At 58.6% G+C, this 25,649-nt stretch carries 18 protein-coding genes and 3 tRNA genes; 6 read left to right on the plus strand and 15 right to left on the minus strand.

Annotation, left to right across the window (positions count from 1 at the left end):
* The first annotated feature begins 104 nt into the window (after window positions 1-104).
* Together csdA and csdE are read left to right on the plus strand one after the other, a co-directional pair.
* A complete protein-coding gene (gene csdA, locus C2U54_RS23590; RefSeq protein ID WP_103180951.1) occupies window positions 105-1,310 on the plus strand; it encodes a cysteine desulfurase CsdA in 1,206 nt (401 codons plus the stop codon).
* The gene (gene csdE / locus C2U54_RS23595; RefSeq protein WP_103180952.1) at window positions 1,310-1,750 is read left to right on the plus strand and encodes a cysteine desulfurase sulfur acceptor subunit CsdE; all 441 of its coding nucleotides are present in this window, start codon (window positions 1,310-1,312) and stop codon (window positions 1,748-1,750) included. Before csdA ends, csdE begins: the two co-directional genes overlap by 1 nt.
* On the opposite strand, the gene tcdA is transcribed toward csdE, so the two are convergent.
* Window positions 1,741-2,547, minus strand: a complete 807-nt coding sequence (tcdA, locus tag C2U54_RS23600; RefSeq protein ID WP_103180953.1) for a tRNA cyclic N6-threonylcarbamoyladenosine(37) synthase TcdA — start codon at window positions 2,545-2,547, stop codon at window positions 1,741-1,743. The genes csdE and tcdA overlap by 10 nt on opposite strands.
* Before the next feature lie 70 nt (window positions 2,548-2,617).
* Window positions 2,618-3,715, minus strand: a complete 1,098-nt coding sequence (mltA, locus tag C2U54_RS23605; protein ID WP_103180954.1) for a murein transglycosylase A — start codon at window positions 3,713-3,715, stop codon at window positions 2,618-2,620.
* Window positions 3,716-3,922: 207 nt separating this feature from the next.
* Between mltA and C2U54_RS23615 the strand changes: the two genes are divergently transcribed.
* From C2U54_RS23615 to C2U54_RS23625, 3 genes are all read left to right on the plus strand, one after another.
* Window positions 3,923-3,999 (plus strand) — tRNA-Met (locus C2U54_RS23615).
* Between the two features lie 34 nt (window positions 4,000-4,033).
* Window positions 4,034-4,110, plus strand: a tRNA-Met gene (locus C2U54_RS23620).
* A 33-nt stretch (window positions 4,111-4,143) separates the two neighbouring features.
* Window positions 4,144-4,220: transfer RNA gene (locus C2U54_RS23625), tRNA-Met, on the plus strand.
* A 103-nt stretch (window positions 4,221-4,323) separates the two neighbouring features.
* Here the strand turns inward: C2U54_RS23625 and amiC are convergent.
* Complete coding sequence (amiC, locus tag C2U54_RS23630) at window positions 4,324-5,577, minus strand: N-acetylmuramoyl-L-alanine amidase AmiC (protein WP_103180955.1); 1,254 nt, start codon at window positions 5,575-5,577, stop codon at window positions 4,324-4,326.
* 229 nt (window positions 5,578-5,806) lie between these two features.
* On the opposite strand from amiC, the gene argA reads away from it, so the two are divergent.
* Window positions 5,807-7,138 carry an amino-acid N-acetyltransferase gene (gene argA / locus C2U54_RS23635; RefSeq protein WP_103180956.1) on the plus strand — a complete coding sequence of 444 codons (1,332 nt, stop codon included), beginning with the start codon at window positions 5,807-5,809 and terminating at the stop codon, window positions 7,136-7,138.
* Window positions 7,139-7,186: 48 nt separating this feature from the next.
* Here the strand turns inward: argA and recD are convergent, their stop codons facing one another.
* From recD to rppH, 12 genes are all read right to left on the minus strand, one after another.
* Entirely contained in the window at window positions 7,187-9,007 is a 1,821-nt protein-coding gene (gene recD / locus C2U54_RS23640) for an exodeoxyribonuclease V subunit alpha (protein WP_103180957.1), read from the minus strand.
* On the minus strand, window positions 9,004-12,549 hold the full coding sequence (gene recB / locus C2U54_RS23645) for an exodeoxyribonuclease V subunit beta (protein WP_103180958.1): 3,546 nt from the start codon (window positions 12,547-12,549) through the stop codon (window positions 9,004-9,006). Before recB ends, recD begins: the two co-directional genes overlap by 4 nt.
* Complete coding sequence (ptrA, locus tag C2U54_RS23650) at window positions 12,546-15,428, minus strand: pitrilysin (protein ID WP_103180959.1); 2,883 nt, start codon at window positions 15,426-15,428, stop codon at window positions 12,546-12,548. Before ptrA ends, recB begins: the two co-directional genes overlap by 4 nt.
* Before the next feature lie 141 nt (window positions 15,429-15,569).
* Window positions 15,570-18,944 carry an exodeoxyribonuclease V subunit gamma gene (gene recC / locus C2U54_RS23655; RefSeq protein WP_103180960.1) on the minus strand — a complete coding sequence of 1,125 codons (3,375 nt, stop codon included), beginning with the start codon at window positions 18,942-18,944 and terminating at the stop codon, window positions 15,570-15,572.
* 11 nt (window positions 18,945-18,955) lie between these two features.
* A complete protein-coding gene (locus C2U54_RS23660; protein ID WP_103180961.1) occupies window positions 18,956-19,279 on the minus strand; it encodes a prepilin-type N-terminal cleavage/methylation domain-containing protein in 324 nt (107 codons plus the stop codon).
* Window positions 19,264-19,668 carry a DUF2509 family protein gene (locus C2U54_RS23665; RefSeq protein WP_103180962.1) on the minus strand — a complete coding sequence of 135 codons (405 nt, stop codon included), beginning with the start codon at window positions 19,666-19,668 and terminating at the stop codon, window positions 19,264-19,266. Before C2U54_RS23665 ends, C2U54_RS23660 begins: the two co-directional genes overlap by 16 nt.
* Entirely contained in the window at window positions 19,665-20,228 is a 564-nt protein-coding gene (locus C2U54_RS23670) for a prepilin peptidase-dependent protein (protein ID WP_103180963.1), read from the minus strand. The genes C2U54_RS23665 and C2U54_RS23670 overlap by 4 nt, the downstream gene beginning before the upstream one ends.
* Window positions 20,219-20,683: a prepilin peptidase-dependent protein gene (locus C2U54_RS23675; RefSeq protein ID WP_103180964.1), complete on the minus strand. Its 465-nt coding sequence runs from the start codon at window positions 20,681-20,683 to the stop codon at window positions 20,219-20,221. Before C2U54_RS23675 ends, C2U54_RS23670 begins: the two co-directional genes overlap by 10 nt.
* A 183-nt stretch (window positions 20,684-20,866) precedes the next feature.
* Window positions 20,867-21,661, minus strand: a complete 795-nt coding sequence (gene thyA / locus C2U54_RS23680) for a thymidylate synthase (RefSeq protein WP_103180965.1) — start codon at window positions 21,659-21,661, stop codon at window positions 20,867-20,869.
* A gap of 6 nt (window positions 21,662-21,667) precedes the next feature.
* The gene (lgt, locus tag C2U54_RS23685) at window positions 21,668-22,540 is read right to left on the minus strand and encodes a prolipoprotein diacylglyceryl transferase (protein ID WP_103180966.1); all 873 of its coding nucleotides are present in this window, start codon (window positions 22,538-22,540) and stop codon (window positions 21,668-21,670) included.
* Between the two features lie 185 nt (window positions 22,541-22,725).
* Window positions 22,726-24,972: a phosphoenolpyruvate--protein phosphotransferase gene (ptsP, locus tag C2U54_RS23690; protein ID WP_103180967.1), complete on the minus strand. Its 2,247-nt coding sequence runs from the start codon at window positions 24,970-24,972 to the stop codon at window positions 22,726-22,728.
* Between the two features lie 12 nt (window positions 24,973-24,984).
* A complete protein-coding gene (gene rppH, locus C2U54_RS23695; RefSeq protein WP_103180968.1) occupies window positions 24,985-25,515 on the minus strand; it encodes an RNA pyrophosphohydrolase in 531 nt (176 codons plus the stop codon).
* Window positions 25,516-25,649: the final 134 nt, after the last annotated feature.

Genomic DNA, 25,649 nt, shown 5'->3' on the forward strand with positions numbered 1-25,649 from the left:
TTCGTCTGTTGCGCCAGGATAAACAGACAATTCCGATAGAGATCAACCTTCTTGCCCTGCTGCGGAATTTGCGCGACGATCTCATCATCACGAAGAGGAATTCCATGAACGCATTCAGCCCTGCCCATTTTCGCGCCCAGTTTCCGGCCCTGGCCGATGCCGGTGTCTATCTTGATAGCGCTGCGACAGCCCTTAAGCCTCAGGCAGTGATTGAGGCCACCAACCAGTTTTACAGCCTGAGCGCTGGCAATGTGCATCGCAGCCAGTTTACCGAGGCGCAGCGCTTAACCGCACGCTATGAAGCGGCGCGCGATCAGGTTGCCCGTCTGCTTAACGCTGAAAGCGGCAAAAATATTGTCTGGACGCGGGGCACCACCGAAGCCATCAACATGGTGGCGCAATGTTATGCCCGCCAACGCCTGCAGCCGGGCGATGAGATTATCGTCAGCGAGGCGGAGCACCACGCTAATCTCGTGCCGTGGCTGATGGTGGCCGAACAGACCGGCGCAAAGGTGGTTAAGCTCCCGATTGGCACAGACTGCCTGGCGGATGTGGCTCGCCTGCCTGAGCTGATCACCCCGCGTAGCCGCATTCTCGCGCTCGGGCAGATGTCCAACGTCACCGGCGGCTGCCCGGATCTGGCCCGCGCCATCCGCCTCGCCCATGAGAGCGGGATGGTGGTGATGGTGGATGGCGCCCAGGGTGTGGTCCACTTCCCGGCGGACGTACAGCAGCTGGATATCGATTTCTATGCCTTCTCCGCACATAAGCTGTACGGTCCTACCGGTATTGGCGCACTGTACGGCAAAGCGGCGCTGCTGGAGGAGATGACCCCGTGGCTCGGCGGCGGCAAGATGATCACCGAGGTGACTTTCGAGGGCTTTAAAACTCAGCAGGTGCCTTATCGTCTGGAAGCCGGGACGCCAAATGTCGCAGGCGTCATTGGCCTGAGCGCGGCGCTGGAGTGGCTGGCGGATCTCGATCTGCAACAGGCAGAGAGCTGGAGCCGCGGGCTGGCAACGCTGGCGGAAGAGGCGCTGAAACAACGCCCCGGTTTTCGCTCCTTCCGGGTACAGGATTCGAGCCTGCTGGCATTCGATTTTGCCGGGGTTCATCACAGCGACATGGTGACGCTGCTGGCGGAGTATGGCATTGCCCTGCGCGCCGGCCAGCATTGCGCCCAGCCGCTGCTGGCGGCGCTGGGCGTCAACGGCACGTTGCGCGCCTCGTTTGCTCCCTATAACACCCAAAGCGATGTCGACGCGCTAGTTGCCGCCGTCGATCGCGCTCTAGCTTTACTGGTGGATTAATGACAAGCCCAACCCTGGCCGGACATCCGTTCGGCACCGTCATCACTGAAGAGACGTTAAAACAGACCTTTGCCCCGCTGACCCAGTGGGAAGACAAATATCGCCAGCTGATCCTGCTGGGCAAGCAGCTCCCTGCGCTGTCCGATGAACTCAAAACGCAGGCGAAAGAGATCCCCGGCTGCGAGAACCGCGTCTGGCTTGGCGTTACAAAAATTGGGGATAAGCTGCATTTTTATGGCGACAGCGAAGGACGGATTGTTCGCGGCTTGCTGGCCGTGCTGCTGACGGCCATTGAGGGGAAAAGCGCCGCGCAGATCCTGGAGGAGAACCCGCTGGCGCTGTTCGATGCGCTGGGGCTACGCGGCCAGCTTAGCGCCTCGCGCAGCCAGGGGCTGGCTGCGCTCAGTGACGCGGTACTGGAAGCGGCGCGTCAGGCCTGACGTTCCGCCTTCGCCATCATCTTTTTCAGCGCATGAGAGACGGCGATAAAACCAAAGCTCGCGGTCACCATCGTGGCCGCGCCAAACCCGGAGGCACAATCCATCCGTTTTGGCCCTTCCGCACTGCTTTTCATGGCGCAGACTGAACCGTCCGCTTGCGGATAGACCAGCGCTTCCGTTGAAAAGACGCAGTCGATGCCGAGCTTGCCTTTGCTGTTTTTCACCACGCCAAAATCGCTTTTCAGACGCTCGCGCAGCTTGGCCGCGAGCGGATCCTGAATGGTTTTCGCCAGGTCCGTCACCTGGATCTGCGTCGGGTCGATCTGCCCGCCCGCGCCGCCGGTGGTCACCAGCGGCACTTTATTGCGGCGACACCAGGCGATCAGCGCCGCTTTCGGGCGCACGCTGTCGATGGCGTCAATCACGTAGCTGTAGCCAGCTCCCATATACTGCGCCACGTTATCGGCGGTCACAAAATCATCAATGACGGTGACGCGACACTCCGGGTTGATCTGGCGAATGCGATCCGCCATCACCTCTGACTTCGCCAGCCCGACGCTGTCGCGCAGGGCGTGGATCTGCCGGTTAGTGTTGGTGACGCAGACGTCGTCCATGTCGATAAGCGTAATGGCGCCGATCCCGGTTCGTGCCAGCGCTTCCGCTGCCCATGAGCCGACGCCGCCAATGCCGACCACGCAGATGTGCGCATCGGCAAACAGTTGCAGGGCTTTTTCACCATATAAACGTGCGGTGCCACCAAAACGCTGGCGCCAGGCTTCGCTCATTACCACAGACATAAGACCTCAGATGTAAAAAGGGTGAGAGTTACCCCTCACCCCGGAAAACATAGCGTCAATATTACCACACTCAGCCGCTAAAGACGTTGCCCGTACTTGCGGCAGTTTTCAGCACCCACACGCGGCCGTAATGGTTATACCAGCCCGCGCGGTGGCCGGCATCGGCGCCAATGCCCTGATAGATATCAAAGTGCTGGCCTTTAATCGCGCCACCCACATCCAGCGCCACCATCAGGCGCAGCTCGTACTGGCCGCTGAATTTGCCTTCGTTATTCAACAGCGGGACTTCGGCCAGCAGCGTGGTACCCGGCGGGATCACTGTCTTGTCAGAGGCGACCGACGCGCGGCCAATCAGCGGCACCGCGCTGGCGCCTTTCACCGGGGCAAAGTTTTGCGGTTTGAAGAAGACAAACGACGGGTTCTGCTCAAGCAGCTCACGCACTTCATATTCGCTGTGCTTCTCCCCCCACTCGCGGATCGCCTGCATCGACATATCTTCGCGTTTCACTTCTCCGCGATCGATCAGCACTTTACCGATACTGCGGTAGGCATGGCCGTTTTTACCCGCATAGCTGAAGAAGTTAAGCGGGCTGCCGTCGCCAAAATCGATATAGCCGCTGCCCTGCACATCCATGATGAAGTTATCCATCAGCGAGTTGCTGTAAGCGAGGACATAGTTGTCGCTCAGCGCGCCCGAGTAGATTTCGGCCCGGGACGGCAGGCGGCCACGTTTTGGCGGCATGCGGTAGATAGGGTATTTGAACTCACCCTGAGCGGTATGGCGGGCTTGTACCACCGGGGTGTAGTAGCCGGTAAACTGGACGTTACCGTAGTTATCGGTGCCCTCCATCTGCCAGGCATCAATGCCGAACTGGCGCATGGTGCGGGTATCGCCCCCGGCGCGTAGCCAGTCCTGTACTGCGTTATAGACGGCGTTCTGCGAGCCATACAGCCGCGGCGATGCGGTGCGGATCTGGCTTACCTGCTCCGCGAAGTCACCGCCATTGATGGGTGCACCCACGGCATCCGGCTGGTTTACTAAAGAGAAAGGCTGGGTCAGTTTCCCGTCTTTATATTGCTGACCGCGATCGGTCGGTTTGGAGGAACAGGCGGCGAGGATTGCTACCATTGCGCCTGTCATCAGATACTTCGCCCAACGTCCTTTCATATATCCCATCTTCAAGTTGCCCCATTCTGCGCAACGAAGATAACAAACCGGCAAAGGTATTGAAATGCGATTGCCTCCCCTTAGGCAAATTTTGCGTAAAAAACAGCCAAATCGACGGCAGAGCAGGCAATTCAACGTCTAATTTGGTGATTTTTACGAAAAAGGGTTGCAACAAAAAGTCAGCAGAGTATAGTGCGCATCCACGGACGCGGGGTGGAGCAGCCTGGTAGCTCGTCGGGCTCATAACCCGAAGGTCGTCGGTTCAAATCCGGCCCCCGCAACCAATTAAAATTTGATGAAGTACAAGCAGTACGGTGACGCGGGGTGGAGCAGCCTGGTAGCTCGTCGGGCTCATAACCCGAAGGTCGTCGGTTCAAATCCGGCCCCCGCAACCAATCAAATTTGAAGAAGTAGAAGCAGTACGGTGCCGCGGGGTGGAGCAGCCTGGTAGCTCGTCGGGCTCATAACCCGAAGGTCGTCGGTTCAAATCCGGCCCCCGCAACCAACACTTCTTAAAACAATAAACACCCTTCCGGGTGTTTTTTTGTTTTTGTCGTCAGCCCACCCGTAGGCCCGCGCAGGCGCAGCGCCGCCGGGCAGTGTTGATCTTATCCGCGTCTCGCCAGCGTCGCCCCGTCAGAGAAATAGGCTTTAATCCCCGCCAGTATTGACTCCGCCACTTCCTGCTGGAACTTAGCCGTTTTAAGTTTGCGCTCCTCTTCCACGTTACTGATAAAGGCGGTTTCCACCAGAATCGACGGGATGTCCGGCGCTTTCAACACCGCAAATCCGGCCTGCTCGACGCTGTTCTTATGCAGCTTGTTCACATGCCCGAGCCTGCCCAGCACCGCTTTACCAAACTTCAGGCTGTCGGTAATGGTCAGCGACTGGACCATATCGAACATGGTGTGGTCGACGTAGCGATCGCCGCTCCGCCCTACCCCACCGATAAGGTCGGAGGCGTTCTGGGTATCGGCAAGATAGCGTGCTGCGGTACTGGTCGCCCCTTTGGTGGAGAGGGCAAACACTGATGACCCGCTGGGCTGGCGACTGGTAAAGGCGTCCGCATGGATAGAGATGAAGAGATCCGCACGCTGCTTTTGCGCTTTCGCCACACGCACTTTTAACGGAATAAAGACATCTTCGTTGCGCGTCATGTAGGCGCGCATGTTGCCTTCTCTGTCGATCATCGCCTTCAGGCGACGGGCGATTTGCAGCACCACATCTTTTTCCCGGGTCCGGTATTTGCCTACCGCGCCGGAGTCCTCACCGCCGTGCCCCGGATCGAGCATGATCACAATCGGACGATCGCGTCCCGCTTTGCCGGGCTGCGGGCCGCTTTGCGCAGGCGGTACCTGTTTTTCCAGATCGCCTTTGTTGTAATCTTCCAGCAGGGCCAGCAGCGGATCCTGAATATCGGTCGCGTTGGCAGGATAGAGATCCATAACCAGACGTTCTTTAAAACCGGCCACCGGTGCGAGGGCAAACAGCTGCGGTTTGACGTTCTGCTTGAGCTCAAACACCATGCGCACGGTTTTCGGATCAAACTGCCCTACCCGCGCGGATTTGATAAAGGGATCGTCGCCGCGGATCTGGGCGCTCATTCCTTTCAGCACCGAGTTAAGATTTACGCCTTCGATATCCACCACCACCCGCTCCGGGTTGCTCAACGCGAATTGCTTATAGTTCAGCACCCGGTTTGACTCGACCGTCACGCGCGTATAGGTCGAAGACGGCCAGACGCGCACCGCAACAACCTGGCTGACAGCGGCAAACCCGACCTGACTGACGCTAAGCAACCACATTGCTCCGGCCCCTTGTAACAGGCGACGACGACTTAATGCTTTACTGGATCCCGACATGCTTCTCCCGAGCAAAGATATCGAATAACTTTTCATAACGTCCAAATTGACCGAAAACTTTAACGAATGATGCATAACCTGTCATCCCTAAAAGGGTAAACAATCATGCGTTAACGATAACTTAGCTGAATCTTTTCTTTGCTTCGCAGAAAAGTTTGGCTTGCGCACAGAGCGATAATCGAATAAAAATACAAAAATTACGAATAAACATTCATTAAGGGGTTGTGCCGTGGTGAAGGAACGTAGAATCGAACTGGTCCAGGGATTCCGCCATTCTGTTCCCTATATCAACGCCCACCGGGGAAAGACGTTTGTCGTCATGCTGGGTGGCGAAGCCATTGAGCATGAGAATTTCTCCAGTATTGTCAATGATATCGGCCTGCTGCATAGCCTGGGTATTCGTCTGGTTGTCGTGTATGGCGCTCGCCCGCAGATCGAGGCGAATCTGGCCGCGCATCATCACGAGCCGATCTACCACAAACATACCCGCGTCACCGACGCTAAAACGCTGGAGCTGGTTAAGCAGGCCGCCGGTCTGCTGCAGCTGGACATCACCGCGCGCCTGTCGATGAGCCTTAACAACACCCCGCTGCAGGGGGCGCATATTAATGTGGTCAGCGGTAATTTTATTATCGCCCAGCCGCTCGGCGTGGATGATGGCGTGGACTACTGCCACAGCGGACGTATTCGTCGTATTGATGAAGAGGCGATCCACCGTCAGCTCGATGGCGGCGCGATTGTGCTGACCGGCCCGGTGGCCGTCTCTGTCACGGGCGAAAGTTTCAACCTCACCTCTGAAGAGATTGCCACCCAGCTGGCGATCAAGCTGAAAGCAGAAAAAATGATCGGCTTCTGCTCCTCGCAGGGGGTGATGAACGAGCTCGGGAATATTGTCTCTGAGCTGTTCCCTAACGAGGCTCAGGCGCGCGTCGATGCCCTTGAGGCGCAGGGGGACTACTACTCCGGTACCGTGCGTTTTCTGCGGGGCGCAATCAAAGCCTGCCGCAGCGGCGTGCGTCGCAGCCATCTGATCAGCTATCAGGAAGATGGCGCCCTGCTGCAGGAGCTCTTCTCCCGCGACGGTATCGGGACGCAGATTGTGATGGAGAGCGCCGAGCAGATCCGTCGCGCCACCATCAACGACATCGGCGGCATTCTGGAACTCATCCGCCCGCTGGAGCAGCAGGGGATCCTGGTGCGCCGCTCCCGCGAACAGCTGGAGATGGAGATCGACAAGTTCACCATTATTCAGCGCGATAACCTCACCATCGCCTGTGCGGCGCTCTACCCCTTCCCGGAAGAGAAGATCGGTGAAATGGCCTGCGTGGCGGTACATCCGGATTACCGCAGCTCATCGCGCGGCGAAGTGTTGCTGGAGCGGATCGCCCTCCAGGCGCGGCAGATGGGGCTGAGCAAGCTGTTTGTGCTGACGACCCGCAGCATTCACTGGTTCCAGGAGCGGGGTTTCACGCCGGTGGATATTGATTCGCTGCCGGAAACCAAGAAAGAGATGTACAACTACCAGCGCCGTTCAAAAGTGCTGATGGCGGACCTGGGATAACGGTCATCACCCACAGGCCGGGCAAGCGCCGCCCGGCTTTTCACACGCTTATAAGGCTTCAAAAATCGCGCTCAGCCCGCTGCGTCGCTCTGTACGGGTAGTGACAGCCTGGGTCAGCACCCCTTCATCCGCATACAACGACAACCGCCGACGGGCGCGGGTAATGGCGGTATAGACCAGCTCGCGGGTCACGACGGGCGACATCTGGTTAGGTAAAATCAGCGCCGCGTGATCGAACTCAGAGCCCTGGGATTTATGCACCGTCATGGCCCAGGCGGTTTCATGTTCCGGCAGGCGGCTGGGCTGCACGGACTTCACGCTGCCATCCGGCATCTGGAACCAGACGCGCAGCCCCTGACCCCGGTCCAGCGCAATCCCGATATCGCCGTTAAACAGGCCCAGCGCGCTGTCGTTACGTGAAATCATCACCGGCCTGCCTTCATACCAGCGTGAATGCGGCTGACGGCCAATACGGCGTTTTTGCGCCAGGACCTGCTCGAGCTTTTCATTGAGCCCGGCAACGCCGAAGGGGCCATCCCGTAAGGCGCAAAGCAGCTGGTAGCGGCCAAATGCCGCCAGGATCTCCGCTTCGGAGGCTTGCTGCTGCACGCTGTCGAGAAAATGTTGATACCCCTGCAGGGCATCTTCCAGCATCGCCAGATACTCTTCCCCGCTCTGGAGCTGCTTTTTCTCAATATCACTGAATTTGCCATCAAATACCGAGCGGATAGCGTGGCGATCGCCCCGGTTGACCGCGGCCGCCAGTTGCCCGATGCCAGAATCGCTGCCAAAACGGTAGCTTTTTTGCAGCAGGCACAGGCTGTCGCGTAGCGCACCCGCGACCGGGCTGACGTTGCCCTCCATCTCGCATCCCGTCATGCTGGCAAGCTCCTGCGCGCGCCGGACCGTAAAGCCGGCGCTGGCCCAGGTACAGATGTCACCCAGCACCGCGCCCGCTTCGACGGAGGCCAGCTGGTCGCGATCGCCGAGGAAAATAACCCGGGCATGAGGCGGCAGGGCATCGATCAGACGCGACATCATCGTCAGATCAATCATCGACGCCTCATCCACCACCAGCACATCCAGGTGCAGCGGATTACCTGCATGGTAACGCAGGCGCTGGCTGCCCGGCTGCGCGCCAAGCAAACGGTGCAGCGTACTCGCTTCCGTCGGGAATCGCGCGCGCTGGGCCTCGGTCAGGGGCAGTTTTTGCAGCGCGCCGCCCAGGGATTCGGTCAGACGAGCGGCCGCTTTACCGGTGGGGGCCGCCAGCCGGATCCGGCATTTCTCCTCTCCCGCCATCTGGATCAGCGCCGCCAGCAGGCGGGCAACGGTGGTCGTTTTGCCGGTCCCCGGCCCGCCGGAGATCACGGAAATACGCCGCGTTAACGCGACTGCCGCAGCCACCTTTTGCCAGTTGACGGATTCATCAGAGGTGAACAGCGCATTCAGCGTGCGCTGAACGTCGGCGCTGTCATGGGGCAAAGGCTGGTTGGCTTCGCTAAAGAAGCGGGCCACCGCCCGCTCATAGCGCCACATCCGGTTGAGGTAGAGCCGTTCGCCGGTGAGCACCAGCGGCGTCGGTTCATCCCCTGCACTCACCGCGCGGGAGCGCAGCAGCGTAGCGGTCCAGTCCGGCTCCTGGTCAAACAGCGCAAAACAGGCCTGCATCGCGGCGCTTTTCGCCTCGGCACGCAGCCGGGACAACGGCAGGCAAACGTGCCCTTCTCCCGCATCACGGCTTAAGATTGCCGCCGCCAGCATCACCGCCGGTTCGTCGTTCCCTGCTACCATCATCGCAAACTGTACATCCAGACGACGCAGCACGCGCTGCTCTACGGCTTCCAGCAAGTGTTCCTGCATCGTCATTGTGTTAGCTCCTCGTTGCTGGCGGAAAACAGGCTATCCATTTGTTCGATTAACGCTTCATCCGGACGGGTGGCAAAGCAACCGGCGCCCGGCGAGCTGCCATCGACGCCACGTAAAAACAGGTAGATCACCCCACCGAAATGTTGTTGATAGTCATAGTCGGCAATACGGTGACGTAAATATCGGTGCAGCGCCAGGGTATAGAGCTGGTACTGCAGATCGTAGCGGTGCGACTGCATCGCCCGGGCCATAGCCTGCGGGGTATAGGCCTCGCTGTTTTCACCCAGCCAGTTGGATTTATAGTCCAGCAGGTAATAGCGGCCATTATGGCGGAAGACCAGGTCGATAAAGCCTTTCAGCATGCCGCGCACCTGACGAAAATCGAGCGGCGGGCAGCCCCGGGAGAGTGGATCGTACTCGCGGATCAACGCATCCAGCGCCCCGGCGGTGAGCGGCCCGGCGATGGGCAGATAAAACTCCATCTCAACCTGCTTATCAGCGGCTGTCAGCTGGCTCAGTGAGATCCCCTCCTCATTGAGCGGAGTTTCCAGCACCTGCGCGATCCAGCGGGTTAACACCGGCTCCCAGCGGGCATCGTACCCCCCTTTTTGCAGCATCTCCAGCACCCACTCCGGGGAGACGGGCTGCGTAAAATCGAGTGCTTCAAACAGGCTGTGTAAAAAGGTGCCCGGCGAGGCGCCGCGCGGAAACTGATGCGGCGTCAGCTCTGGCTCCTGCGGCACTTCGCCGGTGCCTGCGGCATCAACATCGAGGCGCGGCATCAGATCCTGGGCGATACTGTGCCCGTGCTGCTGAAGTCCGGAATAGCTGGTGACCCGCCAGTCGTCATACAGCATGCGAGCCACCTGCCGCGCCTGCAGATCCGGCATCACCGGATCCGGCATATGCCAGCGGGCGGCGTCTGCCACATCGGCAACCTGCAATGCAATGTGGTCATTGCATAACGCCTCCAGACACTGGCGCAGACCGGCGGCATCTTTCGGCTCGCCGCGCTGGATCAGGCGTCCAAGCGCGCTCAGGTGGACGTCGCTGTCACCCGATTTTTCGCCACGCCGACGGAACAGCGGCGCCACGCCTAAGCTGCAGTGCCACACCGAACGGGTCAGTGCCACATAGAGCAGGCGTAAATCTTCCGCCAGCCGTTCAGCTTCGGCCAGCTCCACGCTGTCATCGGCCTTGCTGAGGTCGAGCACCGCTTCGAAGGTCTTACGATCGTGATAAAAGGCCTGATCCTGAACCCGGTAGTTGGCAATGAAAGGCAACCAGACCAGGGGATACTCCAGCCCTTTCGATTTGTGAATGGTGACGATTTTAACCAGATGCTTGTCACTTTCGAGACGCATTTGCTGGCTTGAGGCGTTGCTGTTCGGCTCGGCAATGTGCTGCGCCAGCCAGCGCACGAGGGCATATTCACTCTCAAGCTGGGCCCCCGCCTCCTGCAACAGTTCGCTGATATGCAGAATATCGGTCAGGCGGCGTTCCCCTCCGGCGGTCGCCAGCATATTTTCGGCGATGTTGCGCTGGGTCATGAGGTCGCGCAGCATCGCCATTACGCCCCGCTTCTGCCAGCGCTCACGGTAGCGGGTAAACTCTTCCACCGCCTCATCCCAGAGTGTCTCACTGTTATTCAGCGTATCGATATCCTGGGCGTTAAGGCCGAGCATGGCGCTTGCCAGGGCGCTGCGCAGGGTGCTTTCACGCTCCGGCGCCAGCACCGCCTGCAACAGCCAGAGCATCTCCTGGGCTTCCAGCGTTTCAAATACGCTGTCGCGGTTGGAGAGATAGACCGAAGGAATGCTCAGCAGGGTCAGCGCATCACGGATCAACGCCGCCTCCTGACGGCTGCGCACCAGCACCGTAATGTCTGACGCCTTCACCGGTTGGGCATCGTCGCCCCGGTGCAGAATGGCTTCGCCGCGCACGCCAGCGCTCAGCCAGTCGCGGATTTGCGCCGCGCAGTGCTGGGCCATAAAGGTCTGGTAATCTCCGACGCCACACCCCTCGCCCTCCATCAGCCAGATGCGCATCGCGGGCTGGAAATCGCCTTTATACTCGAAACGCAGCGTGGCGTTTCTCGGGGCAGATTTGACCGGTAAGAAGGGGATTTCACGGAACATGAAAGCATCGTTCATCTGTGAAAAGAGCGTATTCACGCTCTCCACCATGCCGGGCGCCGAACGCCAGTTGGTATCCAGCGTATAGTGCGCGGCCACTTCGCCACGCGCTTTCATGTAGGTGAAAATATCCGCCCCACGGAAGGCGTAGATCGCCTGTTTCGGGTCGCCAATCAGCAGCAGGGCGGTATCCGGCTGCTGGCGCCAGATGCGGCGGAAAATCCGGTACTGCTGGGGATCGGTATCCTGAAATTCATCGATCATCGCCACCGGAAAACGGGTCCGGATGGCGGCAGCCAGCGCCTCGCCATTGTCGCTGTTGAGGGCATCATCGAGACGGCTGAGCATATCGTCGAAGCCCAGCTCACCGCGACGGCGCTTTTCCCGCGCCACCGCTTCGCGGATCTCTGACAGCGCACGGGTGATCATCAGATCGTTAAGGGTTAACGGCTCTGCCAGCAGATTATCGATGGCGGAAAAGAGCGGGTGTTCCGGTACCTCGCCCCCCGCTTTCGTGCGCTCGGCAAGGAACGACTGGGAGAATTTTTCCAGCGCGTCAGGCAACTGATAGCTGTGCTTCTCTTCCTGCGCCCAGGCCGTAACGCGCTCGATATATTTTGCCTGGTTGCCGCGGTTGAATTTACGCCGATCGATGCCGGAGCGTTCAATCACCGCCTCGATTTCCGCCACGCTGTCAGACCACTGCTGTTTCATGGCGGCGATCAGGCCGACAATCTTCTCATGGCGTGAAGCCAGCGTTTCGTCCGCAGGCGGGGCAGATTTGATGACCGGGGCTTCCCCCTGCAGATAGCGATCGATGGTCCGCAGTAGCTCGTCCGGGCCTTTCCAGAGATTGTGTACCGCTTCGGCGATATCACGTGGCAGGGGGTAGCAATGGCGACGCCAGAAGTCGGCGCACGCCTGGTAGCGCAGCTGGGATTCATCTTCGATAAGTTGCTGCTCAAAAAGCATGCCTGATTCAAACGCATTCAGGCTGAGCATGCGCTGGCAGAAGCCGTGGATAGTAAACACGGCAGCCTCATCCATCTGCCGTTCCGCCAGCAGCAGCCACTGTGCCGCCTGCTGTTTATCGTCAATCTCATCCAGCAGGCTGGCATACAGCGGGTTATCTGTACTCTGCCGCAGGCAGGCGATGCGCAGCTCATGGATGTTAGCGCGGATACGTCCGCGCAGCTCTTCCGTCGCGGCTTCGGTGAAGGTCACCACCAGTAGCTCTTCCACGTTGAGCGGGCGGCTAAACGCCGCGCTGCCGCCCAGACCGAGCAGCAGTCGCAGATAGAGTGCAGCGATGGTGAAGGTTTTTCCGGTTCCCGCTGAGGCCTCTATCAGTCGCTCCCCCTGTAACGGTAAACGTAAGGGGTTAAGGGACTCAGCGGTATCGGTCATTCGTTCTTACTCCTGGGCAAAGATTGCTGCAATGCGCTCACGCTCTTCCATACCGTCCAGCCCGCAGGCGGGGTGACATCGGCTTTCTTACTCTGGCTACCGGAAACCTGAGACAGGATAGCCATCCCCTGCGGGGCGACCACGGCCTGGTGGAAGAAGTCGGCCACTTTCTGTGGCGTGAGCTGTTTTATCTCGGCCACTACTTTATCATGCGAATCGAAGCGCATATTACCCCGATCAAAATCTTTGCTGATTTTTGATGCTTCTTCAGCCAGCGTCTGCGGCGGCTGCATAATCTGGGCAATGACCGCCTGCTGAATTTGGGCAAACTCTTCCGGCTTCATCGCACGCAGCTTCGCTTCGGCCTGCGGGAAGAAGGCCTGGAAACGCTGCCAGAGATAATCTGGCTGTTTATCACTGCTTTGCAGCAGGAAGCCCATCCCCCACTGGCGACCAACGTTCATCGAAAAGGCAAAGACGGCATAGCCCAGCTGCTCTTCGGTACGCAACTGGGTGTAGAACCAGGGCTGCACGATCTGTCCGAGTACGGCGCTGTATGCTGAACTGGCGTATTCGTCATAGCCGATCGGGACAAAGACCGCTGCCAGAGCGGAATCCGTGCTGCTGCCCGCTTTTTCGAAAATCACGTTCTGCTGTTTTTCGACCAGCACGTCCTGGTTACGACACCATTCGGTCCCCTTCGCACCCAGCTGAGTACGCACATCCTGCGCCAGGGTTTTCGCCTGATCTTCACTCATGTTGCCCACCACCAGAAACTCCGGACGGGCATTGGTCTTCAGCGCGGCACGGTAGGCCATTACGTCGTCCAGCGTGATGGACGGCAGCAGCTCCCGGCGCTCCTCGCGCTGGAAATAGGGAACCTGCGAGAGCATCTGCACCGGCATAATAGCCTGATCGAAGGCTTTGCCCTTTTCTGCGGAATCCATCATCTGCGCATACCAGGACTTAGCCTGCTCCAGCTGCTCCTCGGTGGCGGTGTAGCTGAAATAGCCTTCCAGCAGCGCCTTAAAGAGCTGCGGCAGACGCTGGGTGTAACCGTTGGCGTTGAGCATCAGGCCATTATTGGCGTTGGTGGAGAAACCGATCCCGCCTACCGCGGCCTGGTTGCTGAGCTGATCCAGCGCGATACCGGCCAGATAGTCATTCAGCGCAAACATCACCTGGTTTTTAGCGGTATTCATCGCCGCAGGGTTACGCAGCACCATGCTGACGTTGGCTTTTGGCTCGCTGGCGAAGTAGCGGCTCGGGGTATAGACCACGCGCAGGTCAGGCTCATCCACAATCAGCTGCGGCTGTGGATAATCTTTAGTCGGTTTGAAAAGGGTAAAGTCGTCCGGGATGTAAGGGTTCACCTCCGGCAGCTTAAGGGCGATCCCGGCGGCTCGCTTCTGCCAGTCGGCAAAAGTTTGCTCGCTGATTTTGTCCACCTGGTATTCGGCGTTCACAAAGTAAGCGGTCTTGTTATGCGGCTCGTTCGGGCTGATATACCAGATACGGGCGTTCTGCGGCGTCATCATCGCCAGTCGGGCTTTGACGGCGTCGGCATCATATTGATCGGCGATATTGACCGCATCCAGCGTGTGCTCAACCGGCACGCGGATCATGGTGTCAGCCAGCCACTCGACATAGTCCATATCGCGGGTAATGGAAGGATAACGGAAGTCGAGATCCAGCACGTGCGCCAGCTCGTCAAAGTAGCGTTTATCCACCCCTTTTTCACGCAGCAGGGAAAGGTAGCTGAAAATCGCGGCGACGACGTCATCGCGATGGGCCAGACCTTTATCGGTTAAGGTGGCGGAGATCGCCAGTACGCCGCTGTTGCCGTTAACGACGGGATCGGAGTCGGCGCGAATACCTTCCACCAGCCCCTGCTTTTGCAGCCAGTCGGAGAGGGTGTCCGGGCTACGGTTGCCAATCAGGTAGTTAACCAGCTCGTCGGTTTTACTGCGAAACTGCGGCGTATTGTTATCAATACGGAACTCCACGCGCAGCACCTTGCGGGGCATCGCGGGAACGTAGTGAATGATCAGGCCTTTCTGCGCGTCGGTGACCACCGGCACGGTGATTTCCGGGCGGGTGATATTTTTATTCGGCACCCGGCCATAGGTCTGGGCAGCCAGCTGCGCCAGTTCCGGCAGCGGCTTATTGCTGTAGACCACGGCCTTCATCAGGTTAGCGGAGTAGTATTTGTCGCGAAACGCGTGCAGCGCATCAAGCACCGGGCTGCCCGGCTTGTCGCTCAGCGTCTCAAGATTTCCGCCGGAGAAACGCGATCCAGGGTGCGCGGGGTTGATGGTTTCGGCGCTGACCTGCGCCATCCGCATCCCGTCCCGGGTACGCGCCAGCGTCAGCTCCGCATTAACGGCATTGCGCTCACGATCGGCATATTTTTTATCCAGCAGCGGGGCAGCAATGGCATCCGCCAGACGATCGACGGCACCTTCCAGCGCATCGTTTTCCACTTCAAGATAAAAAGCCGTGCGGTACGGCGCGGTGCTGGCGTTATGGCTGCCACCGTGCATCTTTAAAAATTCGGCCAGACTGTCAGGCTGCGGATAGTTCTTTGAGCCCATCAGGGTCATATGTTCAAGATAGTGGGCCAGACCGGGATGCGATTCAGGATCTTCCAGCGAGCCCACCGGCACCACCAGCGCCGACAGTGACTTTACGGCCTGCGGATCGGAAACCAGCAGCACGACCATCCCGTTATCAAGGCGGATCGCCTGATATTCACGGGTATCTTTATCACTTTTGCGGATCGTTTCCTGAACGGGTTGCCAACCGGTATTTGACTGACTGAGGGGGGCCCAAAGAGCGACGAACAAAACTAACGTTTTCAATAAGGTGCTGCCTGGCATTCACTACCTCTTCATCACGGACATCATCATTAACAAGCTTCGTGCCGGACACGCCAGCATCTCTTTGTTTTGGTACATCAGTCCATGACAAGTTGCGCATCATAAATGAATGCCCAAATCCGTGCAATTTTTATACAGCCGTCAGGACTGATTAAATTTATAGAGCGGTAACAGGTAGCGTCGGGCCTCGTTGGTGATGGCCTCGAAGTACTCCGGTTCAAGGGTTCGCCACAGGCGTTGATACCAGACGTCGTCACCTTCCCCGCGGACGATCATGTTGCCTTCGTAGGCCTGCAAAAATTTGCTGCGCGCTTTTTGCAGGGTCGCCTCATCCGTTAACATGGCATCATTTGAGGCGTCATAACAGGTTTTAATCCATGCCCCCCCACTTTCTGGCAGCAGCAGCAGCGGCGTGTTCATCCCCTGCTGGTAACCCTCAACCAGCTGCGACAGATAGTTCATGGCCTGTTCAGCAGAGAGCGCCGGGAAGCGCCATTCACCCTCTTTGCGGACAAATAACCGGCTCTCACCTTCGCCACCGCTCGCACAGTAGACAAGGTGTTCCAGCCAAAGTTGCAGACCTTGCGAAACGCTAAGCATCGACGGTCGCCAGCGCAGCAGCCCGTCGGGCTGCACGTGCTGTAGCCACCCCGTCAGGTTCACACCGTTGCAGTTGAGATCGATCTCCATGCTCGTACCCGGCTGACGGCACTCAATCACCCGGCCAGCCAGGGCCTGCATCTCCTGACACTGAGCCTCCCAGACGATCTCACCGAAGGCGCCATAGGGCAGTTGACCTGCCGCGCGATAGTGACGGAACAGCTTCTGGGCATCTTCCTGCTCCACCAGCGCATTCAGCAATTGCTGATTGAGCTGGTAGCGGCTTAAGCCATCCAGCGTAAACGGCTCGGCATCCGGGATCTCGCTCTCTTCGGAGCGGAAGTTAACCTGCAACCGCATCTGGAAAAACGCCCGCACCGGGTGCGCCCAGAAACGCTGAAGCTGTTCAAAGGGAACGGTATCAAGCGCTAACGGCTTCAGCGTCTGGATAAAGTCGCCATGGGCTACGCCCTCCCGTTTCGCGGCGGGCAGCCATTCCCGGGCATAGCTCTGCTGCTCGTTAGCCTTGTAGTTCTCCGCATCAAACGGCATACGGCTGTGACAACAGGTGATATGCGCTTTTACGCGCTTTTCGCTCTCATCACAGTTGAGCGCCTCATCGCCCGGCAGGTAGTGGCTTTGCCCGATGTAGTCCACCAGTTCCTGCACCAGCACGGAGGGGAACCGTTCGCTGTTGTCCTGGATAGATCGGCCGATATAGCTGATATAGAGCTGCTGTTGCGCGGAGATCAGCGCCTCAAGGAACAGATAGCGGTCATCATCGCGACGACTGCGGTCGCCGCGCTGCGCATTCTGACTCATTAAATCAAAGCCCAGCGGCGCCAGCGCGCGCGGGTAAATGCCGTCGTTCATGCCCAGCAGGCAGACGACCTTAAACGGGATGGATCGCATCGGCATCAGGGTGCAGATGTTTACCGGCCCGGCGAGAAAACGCTGGCTGATACGCTCCTGGTCGAGACGCAGGGTTAACTCATCCCGCAACAATGACAGGGGGATCGCTTCACCATAGTGCGAGGAGATCCCTTCATCGATGATCGCCTGCCACTGCTGCTCGATTAACGCCATCGCCGCTTCGGTTTCCTGATCCGGCAGGAAGAAATCATTGAGCATCTCGCGACATACCGGCATCCACTCGTCGAGCGGGCGGGCTTTCATCAGCTCCCGACGCCAGCGGTTAAGCTGCATCAGCAGTGACGCCAGATGCCCGACCAACTCGGCAATTAAGCCGCTGGACTCATCATAAGGCAGCACGGCATTCCATTCCCCCTGGCTACTCTCCATGGCATACCCGAGCAGCATACGCGTCAGGCCAAACTGCCAGGTGTGCTGGCCGGTGACGGGCAGCTCAAACTCCTGCACGTTGTCATCGTCCATGCCCCAGCGCACGCCCGACTCGTTAACCCACTGACGCAGGTAGCGCAGCGCCTCCTCGTCAATATCAAAACGAGCCGCCAGGACCGGCACGTCCAGCAGGGCCAGCACATCTTCCGGGACGAAGCGGCTATCCGGCAGGGAAAGCAGGCTGACAAACGCCTGCAGGGCCGGGTGCGATTGACGCGCACGACGGTCTGATATGGCAAACGGCAGGTAGCGGTCGCCCGTCGCACTCCCAAAAACGGCCTGGATATAGGGGCTGTAGCTGTCGATATCCGCCACCATCACCACGATATCGCGCGGCGTCAGCTGCGGATCCTCCTCCAGCATCGCCAGCAGTTTGTCGTGTAGCACCTCTACTTCGCGCTGCGGGCTATGGCACAGGTGAACGGTCACGCTGCGATCGTCAGGATCGAGCCGGCGTTTGCTGTCACTGCGGGCAAACTCCGTAGCGGTGATGCCTGTCACCGCGCGGTTATCCAGCTCCAGAATGTCCCGCTGTATGTTATGCAGCAGGTTGTCCGGGGTGATATCCGCAAAGGCGTCGACATCCCCTTCCCCGGAGGCGGTCAGCTCCGAGAGCATATAGATATAGTCGCGCCCCAGCTTGCCCCAGGAGGCGAGCAGCGGGTTCGGCAAGTGCTGGATCCCCTGTTCGTCAAAGAGTTCAGAGGCCGTCTCGCTGTCTTTAAACAGCGGTACCGTGACGTCGTCAAACAGGCGACGACGCTGGCGCGTCACCATGCGGGCCAGCCAGCGGGCATCCTGAATATCTCCCCAGTAATGGCGGCAGGGGTTGGTGAAGAGAATATGAATGTCGATATGCCTGCCCAGCGCATTCAGCGCTTTCAGGTAGACCGGCGGCAGTGCGGATATCCCGCAGATAAAGACCCGGGACGGCAAACCGGCAGGCGTCTCAGAGGCGGACTCCAGGGTCGCGATAAAACGCTCATATAAATTTGCGCGGTGCCACTGCGGCTGACCCAGCGCTTCAGTATGGGCGACCAACGCTTTCCACAGCGGGGCCTGCCAGATTTGCGCCTGGTCAAGACCGTCGACAAGCTCGCCCGCCTCCCAGCGCGTTAACCACTCCGGCCGATAGACCAGATACTGGTCGTAGAGATCCGCCGTACGCGACGCCAGCTGGAACAGCTTCCGTTTATCGGTATCGTCATTCAGGTAGTGGCGCAGCATGACAAACTCGTCATGGGTCAGCATCTCAGGCAGCAGCGACATCAGCTTCCAGCTCATGCTCTGTTTGCTGAATGCGCTCTGTTTTGGGATCTCCGGCAGTACGCGGACAAACATATCCCAGATAAAGCTGGCCGGCAGCGGGAAATCAATATTGGCGGCGATACCAAACTTCTGTGAAAGGGACATCTGTAACCACTGCGCCATACCGGTGCTCTGAACCATGATCATCTCTGGTTCAAAGGGATCGTCGAGCCGCTGCTGCTCGACAATAAATTCCATCAGTGCTTCCAGCACATCAAGACGGTTTGAGTGGTAGACCCTTAACATTGCTGCTCCAACTACTGGCTAACCGGGCAGTGCAGGCGTGTCAGTTGACCCTGCCGACCCAGAGGAGAAATAAGTTTGACCGAGATGCTGACACATCCAGCCTGTGTTGTCTGCATCCTGTTTACCTGCCAGCCGCCAGGCGCATCCCCGGCGCTCAGCTGGGACAGCGTCTGAGCATGACGCCAGAGCTGGCGATACTGCTCAAGCGCGACAAACCGACTGGCTAAAACACGATGGTAACCTGCCAGCGCGGTGACGACCACGACCATCAGCACCATTGCCAGCAGAACCTCCACGATGCTGAACCCTTTCTGTCTGGCTACGGTGGCTGACATAACGCTCTCTCCTTCAGGGGACAAAAATCGCTCCAGCCGTGGGGCAGAAAATGTATGCCGTCTGCCTTTACCTCGCCCAGACGCCACAACGTGATGCTGTCGCTGCTGGCGATAAGCAGTGCGCGCTCCCCGGTCAGACGCAAACAAACTCGCCAGGGGTGCAGAGGATGCTGCTGGCACGCATAGTCCACCTGCGTTCGCCAGTCGAGCGTTCTTCCCCACTCCAGCGCTGACTGGGCGGCAGCCTGATGCTGTATCGCCTGGCGTTCTGCACTGACGATACGCAGCAGCGCGTCAAGCTGCTGGTTAAGTCCCGCCAGCATCAGGCTACCCAGAATTAACAGCAGGAGCACCAGCGCCAGCGATGACATTCCCCGCTCGCGGCTCATAAATTAAACCCGGTAACGATGTGGCGCACCTCAACGCCGCCGTCATGCTCTCCGTTGACGGCGGCCGCCAGCATCAGACTCAGCTCCGGCGCAAAGTCTGCGCGGGCAATGCGCTGCACCTGAAAACGCAGGACCGTGATCCGGTCGGGATCGGTTATTCTCTCCCACCCCTTGCCGCCACACTCTGTCGCGCCGCGCACTGTTTCCAGCGCACCGCCGTTCAGGCGAAACCCGGTCTGTTCCGCCGCAGCAGGCGGGGAGGTTTCCCAGCGGCCATTGCTGTTTTCGTCCCACTGCACAATGACACATTCACCACCCTGCCCCACTTTTAACGCCTCGCCAGTGCACTCGCCCGCGCAATACCCCGCCCGCTGCAGATGTTTACCGATAGTGGTTATGCGTAGCCAAAGCTCTTCTTCAAGCTCCTGCTGTTTCGTGAGCCGCGTGACTGACTGCTGGAGCGCGGGCAAAAACCGCGCTGCGCTTAACAGCAGCACGCTGCTTATCGCCATCGCGATCAGCACTTCCGTGAGGGAAAATCCCCGCTGCTTTACCGGCATGCGAACGCTCCCTTGCCGTTACACATCCGGATACGTCCCCACGAAGAGATGAGAATAAGCCACTCGCCGGCCTGGCTTTGCAGACGCACCCTTCCGGCCCAGGCGGTATCCCGCAAACCGTAAAATCCCAACCCCGGCGTTAACTCGGTAAGGCTGATATCCGCCCACTGCGGGATTAGCACAAAGGCGCTCTCCGCCTCACACGCAGGAATCCCCGTCTTTAACAGGCACCACCGCTTGCCGTCCTGTTTGAGTGTGATGATATGGTCGCGGTTATTTCGCCAGGCATCATTGCGTAGCACCACCAGAAAATCGCGCACCTGGCGCGCCGTCTGCCATAGCTGCTGTTGCTGCTGCCAGGATCGCCAGCCGTACAGCCCCGCAGCGCTCAGCGTCATGATGAGCGAGAGGGCGATCAGCATTTCCATGAGGGTGAACCCCTTTTCCTTTTTCATGGCGGTAGTGTGCCGGGAGGGAAGAAACAGGTCGAGGCGGCGTTAAGCGAATTACGAGGCGCTTTCCGCGCTTTATGAGGGATTGCAGCTCGTTGCAATCCTCGCGGACGCAGGCTCGCAAAAGGCGACGACAGGCATAAAAAAACCGGCGCAGAGTGCGCCGGTTGTGTCAGGATTGCAGCATCAGACCGCTACAGGCGCTTTGATCCCCGGGTGCGGGTCGTAGCCTTCGATTTCGAAATCTTCAAAGCGATAGTCGAAAATGGAGTCCGGCTTACGTTTGATAATCAGCTTCGGCAGCGCGCGCGGCTCACGGGTCAGCTGCAGATGGGTCTGCTCCATATGGTTGCTGTAGAGGTGGGTATCCCCCCCGGTCCAGACAAAATCACCCACTTCCAGGTCGCACTGCTGGGCCATCATATGCACCAGCAGCGCATAGCTGGCGATGTTGAACGGCAGGCCGAGGAAGACATCGCAGGAGCGCTGATAGAGCTGGCAGGAGAGCTTGCCATCCGCGACATAGAACTGGAAGAAGGCATGGCACGGAGCCAGGGCCATTTTATCCAGTTCGCCCACGTTCCAGGCCGACACAATGATACGGCGTGAATCGGGATCGTTTTTCAGCTGGTTCATCACGGTGGTGATCTGGTCAATGTGGCGGCCATCCGGCGTCGGCCAGGCGCGCCACTGCTTGCCATATACCGGGCCCAGATCGCCGTTCTCGTCTGCCCATTCGTCCCAGATAGAGACATTGTTCTCGCGCAGGTAAGCGATGTTGGTGTCGCCCTGCAGGAACCAGAGCAGCTCGTGAATAATTGAGCGTAAGTGGCAGCGCTTGGTTGTCACCAGCGGAAAGCCTTCCTGCAGGTTGAAGCGCATCTGGTGCCCAAAAATGGAGAGGGTACCGGTGCCGGTACGATCGTTTTTTGGCGTGCCCTCATCGAGCACTTTTTGCATCAGTTCAAGATACTGTTTCATGATTCCTCAGGAGACCTGTTGCTGTGGACGACGGTACGCCCAGACCATCATCGCGATACCCGCGACGATCATCGGAATGGAGAGGATCTGCCCCATGCTGATGTACTGGACCCATGTCCCGGTAAACTGCGCATCCGGCTGGCGGAAGAATTCCACGATAATGCGGAACGCGCCATAACCGATCAGGAACAGGCCAGATACAGAGCCCGTCGGGCGCGGTTTACGGATGAAGAGGTTCAGAATGATAAACAGCACCACCCCTTCCAGCGCCATTTCATACAGCTGCGACATATGGCGCGGCAGGACGCCGTAGGTATCGAAAATCGATTGCCATTCCGGATGCGACGGCAGCAGGGCCATATCTTCGGCACGGGACTGCGGGAACAGCATGGTAAACGGCACGCTCGGGTCGACACGGCCCCACAACTCGCCGTTGATAAAGTTACCGAGACGGCCTGCGCCCAGACCGAACGGGATCAGCGGGGCAATAAAGTCAGAGACCTGGAAGAAGCTGCGTTTGGTGCGCTTCGCGAAAATGACCATCACCAGAATGACGCCAATCAGGCCACCGTGGAAGGACATGCCGCCATCCCAGACGCGGAACAGGTAGAGCGGATCGTTCAGGAAGACCGGGAAGTTGTAAAAGAGCACATAGCCGATACGTCCACCGAGGAAAACGCCGAGGAAACCGGCATACAGCAGGTTTTCCACTTCGTCTTTGGTCCAGCCGCTGCCCGGGCGTTTGGCGCGACGGCCAGCCAGCCACATGGCAAAGACGAAACCGACCAGATACATCAATCCGTACCAGTGCAGCGCGACGGGTCCTACTGAGAAAATGACCGGATCAAACTCCGGAAAATGCAGATAGCCACTGTTCATCTGTCACCACAAGATGTTGTTATTCCGCTGAAAGTGGACAGCGGTAGAGAAGCGCGCAGAGGAGTACCCTGCGCTCCAAAGTTGCGAATCATAGCACAAGCGAGCGTGGAGGTTGCGCCAGAGATGTAAAAGATGTGTATAGGGGTTTGTATCCCCCGGCGCAGACGCTGAGGGATACCTGGTGCCTAACGTCCGCCGCGGATCAGCCCGCCCATGCCGCGACGCTCCATAAAGGCCGCCACCTGATGACGCACCTCCGTTGCCAGCTGGGCTTCAAGACTGCGTTTCGCCAGCTGCTGAGCCTCTTCAAAGTCGATATGGCGCAGCAGATACTTCACGCGGGCAACGGAACGTCCGTTCATGGACAAGTGGCGGAAGCCGAGACCAATCAGGATCGCTACACACATTGAGTCGCCCGCCATCTCGCCGCATAAACGCAGATCAATACCGTTGGCTTCCGCCTCGCGGGCAATCATTGCCAGCGCGCGCAGCATCGCCGGATGCAGGCTGTCGTAGATGCTCGCCACCCGGGTGTTATTGCGATCCACCGCCAGCATGTACTGGGTCAGGTCGTTGGTGCCCACCGAAACAAAGTCGACGCGCGTGGCCAGCTGCGGGAGCATAAAGACCATCGACGGGACTTCCAGCATCACGCCAATTCGCGGCTTCGGTATTTCGTAGCCGATCATCTCTTCGACTTCGCGTCCGGCGCGCTCAATAAGGCGTCGGGCTTCGTCGATCTCATCAATGCTGGTGACCATCGGCAGCAAAATACTGAGGTTGCCGGTCGCCGCATTGGCACGCAGCATGGCGCGCACCTGGATCAAAAAGATCTCCGGCTGATCGAGAGTAATGCGGATCCCGCGCCAGCCCAGGCAGGGATTCTCTTCGCTGATGGGCATATAGGGCAGTTGCTTATCTGCGCCAATGTCCAGCGTACGTAGCGTCACCGGCTTGTCGTTGAACATCTGCAGCATGCCCTGATACTGCGCTACCTGCTCCTCCTCAGAGGGGAAGCCGCTTTGCAGCATGAACGGGATTTCGGTGCGGTAGAGACCAATACCATCAATACGGCTGCCGAGCTTCTCTTCATGTTCCGGGCTTAACCCGGCATTGAGCATTACCTTGATGCGCTCACCGCTTTTCAGCGCCGCGGGCTGGTTGACGTCATCTTCCGCCAGACGGCTCAGCTCGTTCTCTTCGCTGATAAGCCGCTGATATTCCTGCAACAGCACCGGTTCAGGATCGACCAGCAGCTCGCCGCGATAACCGTCCACCACCAGCGTTCGGCGGTGCAGCGCAGAGGGCTGAATATCGGCCCCCATTACGGTCGGGATCCCGAGCGCCCGCACCATAATGGCGGCATGGGAGTTGGCGGCGCCGTCGCGGACCACGATCCCGGCCAGTCTGTCCTGCGGCAACTCCGCGAGCGTGGTGGCGGAAAGCTCATCCGCAACCAGTACAAAGCGCGGCGGCCAGGTATTGGCAGCCTGAATGGTATCATCGAGATGGAACAGCAGACGCTGACCTAAGGTACGCAGATCCCCGGCACGCTCTTTCAGATAGCCATCGGTCAGGGCGGCAAACTGTTCGGCGAATTTTTCGACGACCTTTTTGACGGCCCACTCCGCCACCGAGCCCCTGTCGACCTCATCAAACAGCTCCCGACGCAGCCGGGCATCAGACAACAGGTGTGAATAAAGATCGAAGATCGCCGCCGTCTCTTTTTGCGCACCTGCGGCATAGCGCTTGCTGTAGCGGCGAAACTCGTTGGCAGCCTCCTCCAGCGCGCCGGTCAGACGTTCGCGCTCAAGGGCGGTGTCCAGCGTGGAGGCTTCGTAAACCTGCTCCATGAGCGGCAGCGTGGCGTCCATCCAGCCTTCGGCGATCGCGACGCCGGGTGAGGCCGGCAAGGCGCGAATGCGCGTCTGCCGGTACTGACCAAACAGTGCCGCGAGCTGGGACTGGGAGAGAATAGCCGCCATTTGCGTGGCCAGCGTAACGAGGAATGACTCCTCGCTTTCGTCGTACTGACGCAGTTCGCGCTGCTGCACAACCAGCACGCCCAGCAGCTGGCGACGCTGGATGATCGGTACGCCCAGGAAGGCGCGAAAACGCTCCTCTTTTACGGAGGGGATATATTTGAAGCTGGGGTGTTTTTGCGCATCGGCAAGGTTGATGGGTTCGGCCAGACGCCCGACCAGACCCACAACGCCTTCATCAAATGCCAGCGCAACGGTACGACCACGCGGTTTTTTCAATCCGCGCGTGGCCATAAGGTAATAACACCTGCGGTCATGGTCGGCCAGATAGACCGAACAGACCTCGGTTTCCATCGCAAGGCAGATATCAGTGACCAGAATATCCAGCGCCTCGTTGAGCCGTGGGGCACTGGCCACCTTCTCGACTATTTCGCGCAGGCGGGTGAGCATAATGTGCGTAGCTTAACCTCTTTTACGTCGCCAGGCAGGTGCGCTTTGGGGCTTAGGAGGAACCTCCTGAAGCATCATTACGGCACTTGCGAACTCTTTCATCACCCTGCGGTAAACATCGCGCTTAAACGACACGACCTGCCGAACGGGATACCAGTAGCTGACCCAGCGCCAGCCATCAAACTCAGGCGTGCTGCTGGTTTGCATATTGATATCCGCATCGCTGCTCACCAATTGCAGAAGAAACCATTTCTGTTTCTGGCCGATACATACCGGCTTTGTGTCCCAACGCACCAAACGCTTCGGTAACTTGTAACGCAACCAGTTGCGGGTCGAAGCCAGAATGCGAACATCCTTGCGGCTTAAGCCAACTTCTTCGAACAGCTCCCGATACATCGCTTGCTCTGCGGACTCTCCCGGGTTAATCCCCCCTTGGGGAAATTGCCAGGAGTGCTGACCATATCGCCGGGCCCACATGACCTGCCCCTGGCGATTACAAATTACGATACCTACATTCGGGCGGTAGCCATCGTCATCAATCACCGGACTACCCCAAACTAAACCTTATATATAAATGATTGTTTCACACTCCAGTGAGGCGGTAAACCACTCTCTTTCGGGCCTGGAGCCGAATAACATTTGAATAACTCACAATTATCATCGGAGTTATAAACAGA

This window comes from Leclercia sp. LSNIH1, assembly GCF_002902985.1.
GTDB lineage: Bacteria > Pseudomonadota > Gammaproteobacteria > Enterobacterales > Enterobacteriaceae > Enterobacter.

Coding starts and splice junctions, on each gene's coding strand:
- csdA (WP_103180951.1), top strand. CDS start 105: ATGAACGCATTCAGCCCTGCCCATTTTCGCGCCCAGTTTCCGGCCCTG.
- csdE (WP_103180952.1), top strand. CDS start 1,310: ATGACAAGCCCAACCCTGGCCGGACATCCGTTCGGCACCGTCATCACT.
- tcdA (WP_103180953.1), bottom strand. CDS start 2,547: ATGTCTGTGGTAATGAGCGAAGCCTGGCGCCAGCGTTTTGGTGGCACC.
- mltA (WP_103180954.1), bottom strand. CDS start 3,715: ATGAAAGGACGTTGGGCGAAGTATCTGATGACAGGCGCAATGGTAGCA.
- amiC (WP_103180955.1), bottom strand. CDS start 5,577: ATGTCGGGATCCAGTAAAGCATTAAGTCGTCGTCGCCTGTTACAAGGG.
- recD (WP_103180957.1), bottom strand. CDS start 9,007: ATGACGATGCAGGAACACTTGCTGGAAGCCGTAGAGCAGCGCGTGCTG.
- recB (WP_103180958.1), bottom strand. CDS start 12,549: ATGACCGATACCGCTGAGTCCCTTAACCCCTTACGTTTACCGTTACAG.
- ptrA (WP_103180959.1), bottom strand. CDS start 15,428: ATGCCAGGCAGCACCTTATTGAAAACGTTAGTTTTGTTCGTCGCTCTT.
- recC (WP_103180960.1), bottom strand. CDS start 18,944: ATGTTAAGGGTCTACCACTCAAACCGTCTTGATGTGCTGGAAGCACTG.
- C2U54_RS23660 (WP_103180961.1), bottom strand. CDS start 19,279: ATGTCAGCCACCGTAGCCAGACAGAAAGGGTTCAGCATCGTGGAGGTT.
- C2U54_RS23665 (WP_103180962.1), bottom strand. CDS start 19,668: ATGAGCCGCGAGCGGGGAATGTCATCGCTGGCGCTGGTGCTCCTGCTG.
- C2U54_RS23670 (WP_103180963.1), bottom strand. CDS start 20,228: ATGCCGGTAAAGCAGCGGGGATTTTCCCTCACGGAAGTGCTGATCGCG.
- C2U54_RS23675 (WP_103180964.1), bottom strand. CDS start 20,683: ATGAAAAAGGAAAAGGGGTTCACCCTCATGGAAATGCTGATCGCCCTC.
- thyA (WP_103180965.1), bottom strand. CDS start 21,661: ATGAAACAGTATCTTGAACTGATGCAAAAAGTGCTCGATGAGGGCACG.
- lgt (WP_103180966.1), bottom strand. CDS start 22,540: ATGAACAGTGGCTATCTGCATTTTCCGGAGTTTGATCCGGTCATTTTC.
- ptsP (WP_103180967.1), bottom strand. CDS start 24,972: ATGCTCACCCGCCTGCGCGAAATAGTCGAGAAGGTGGCCAGTGCCCCA.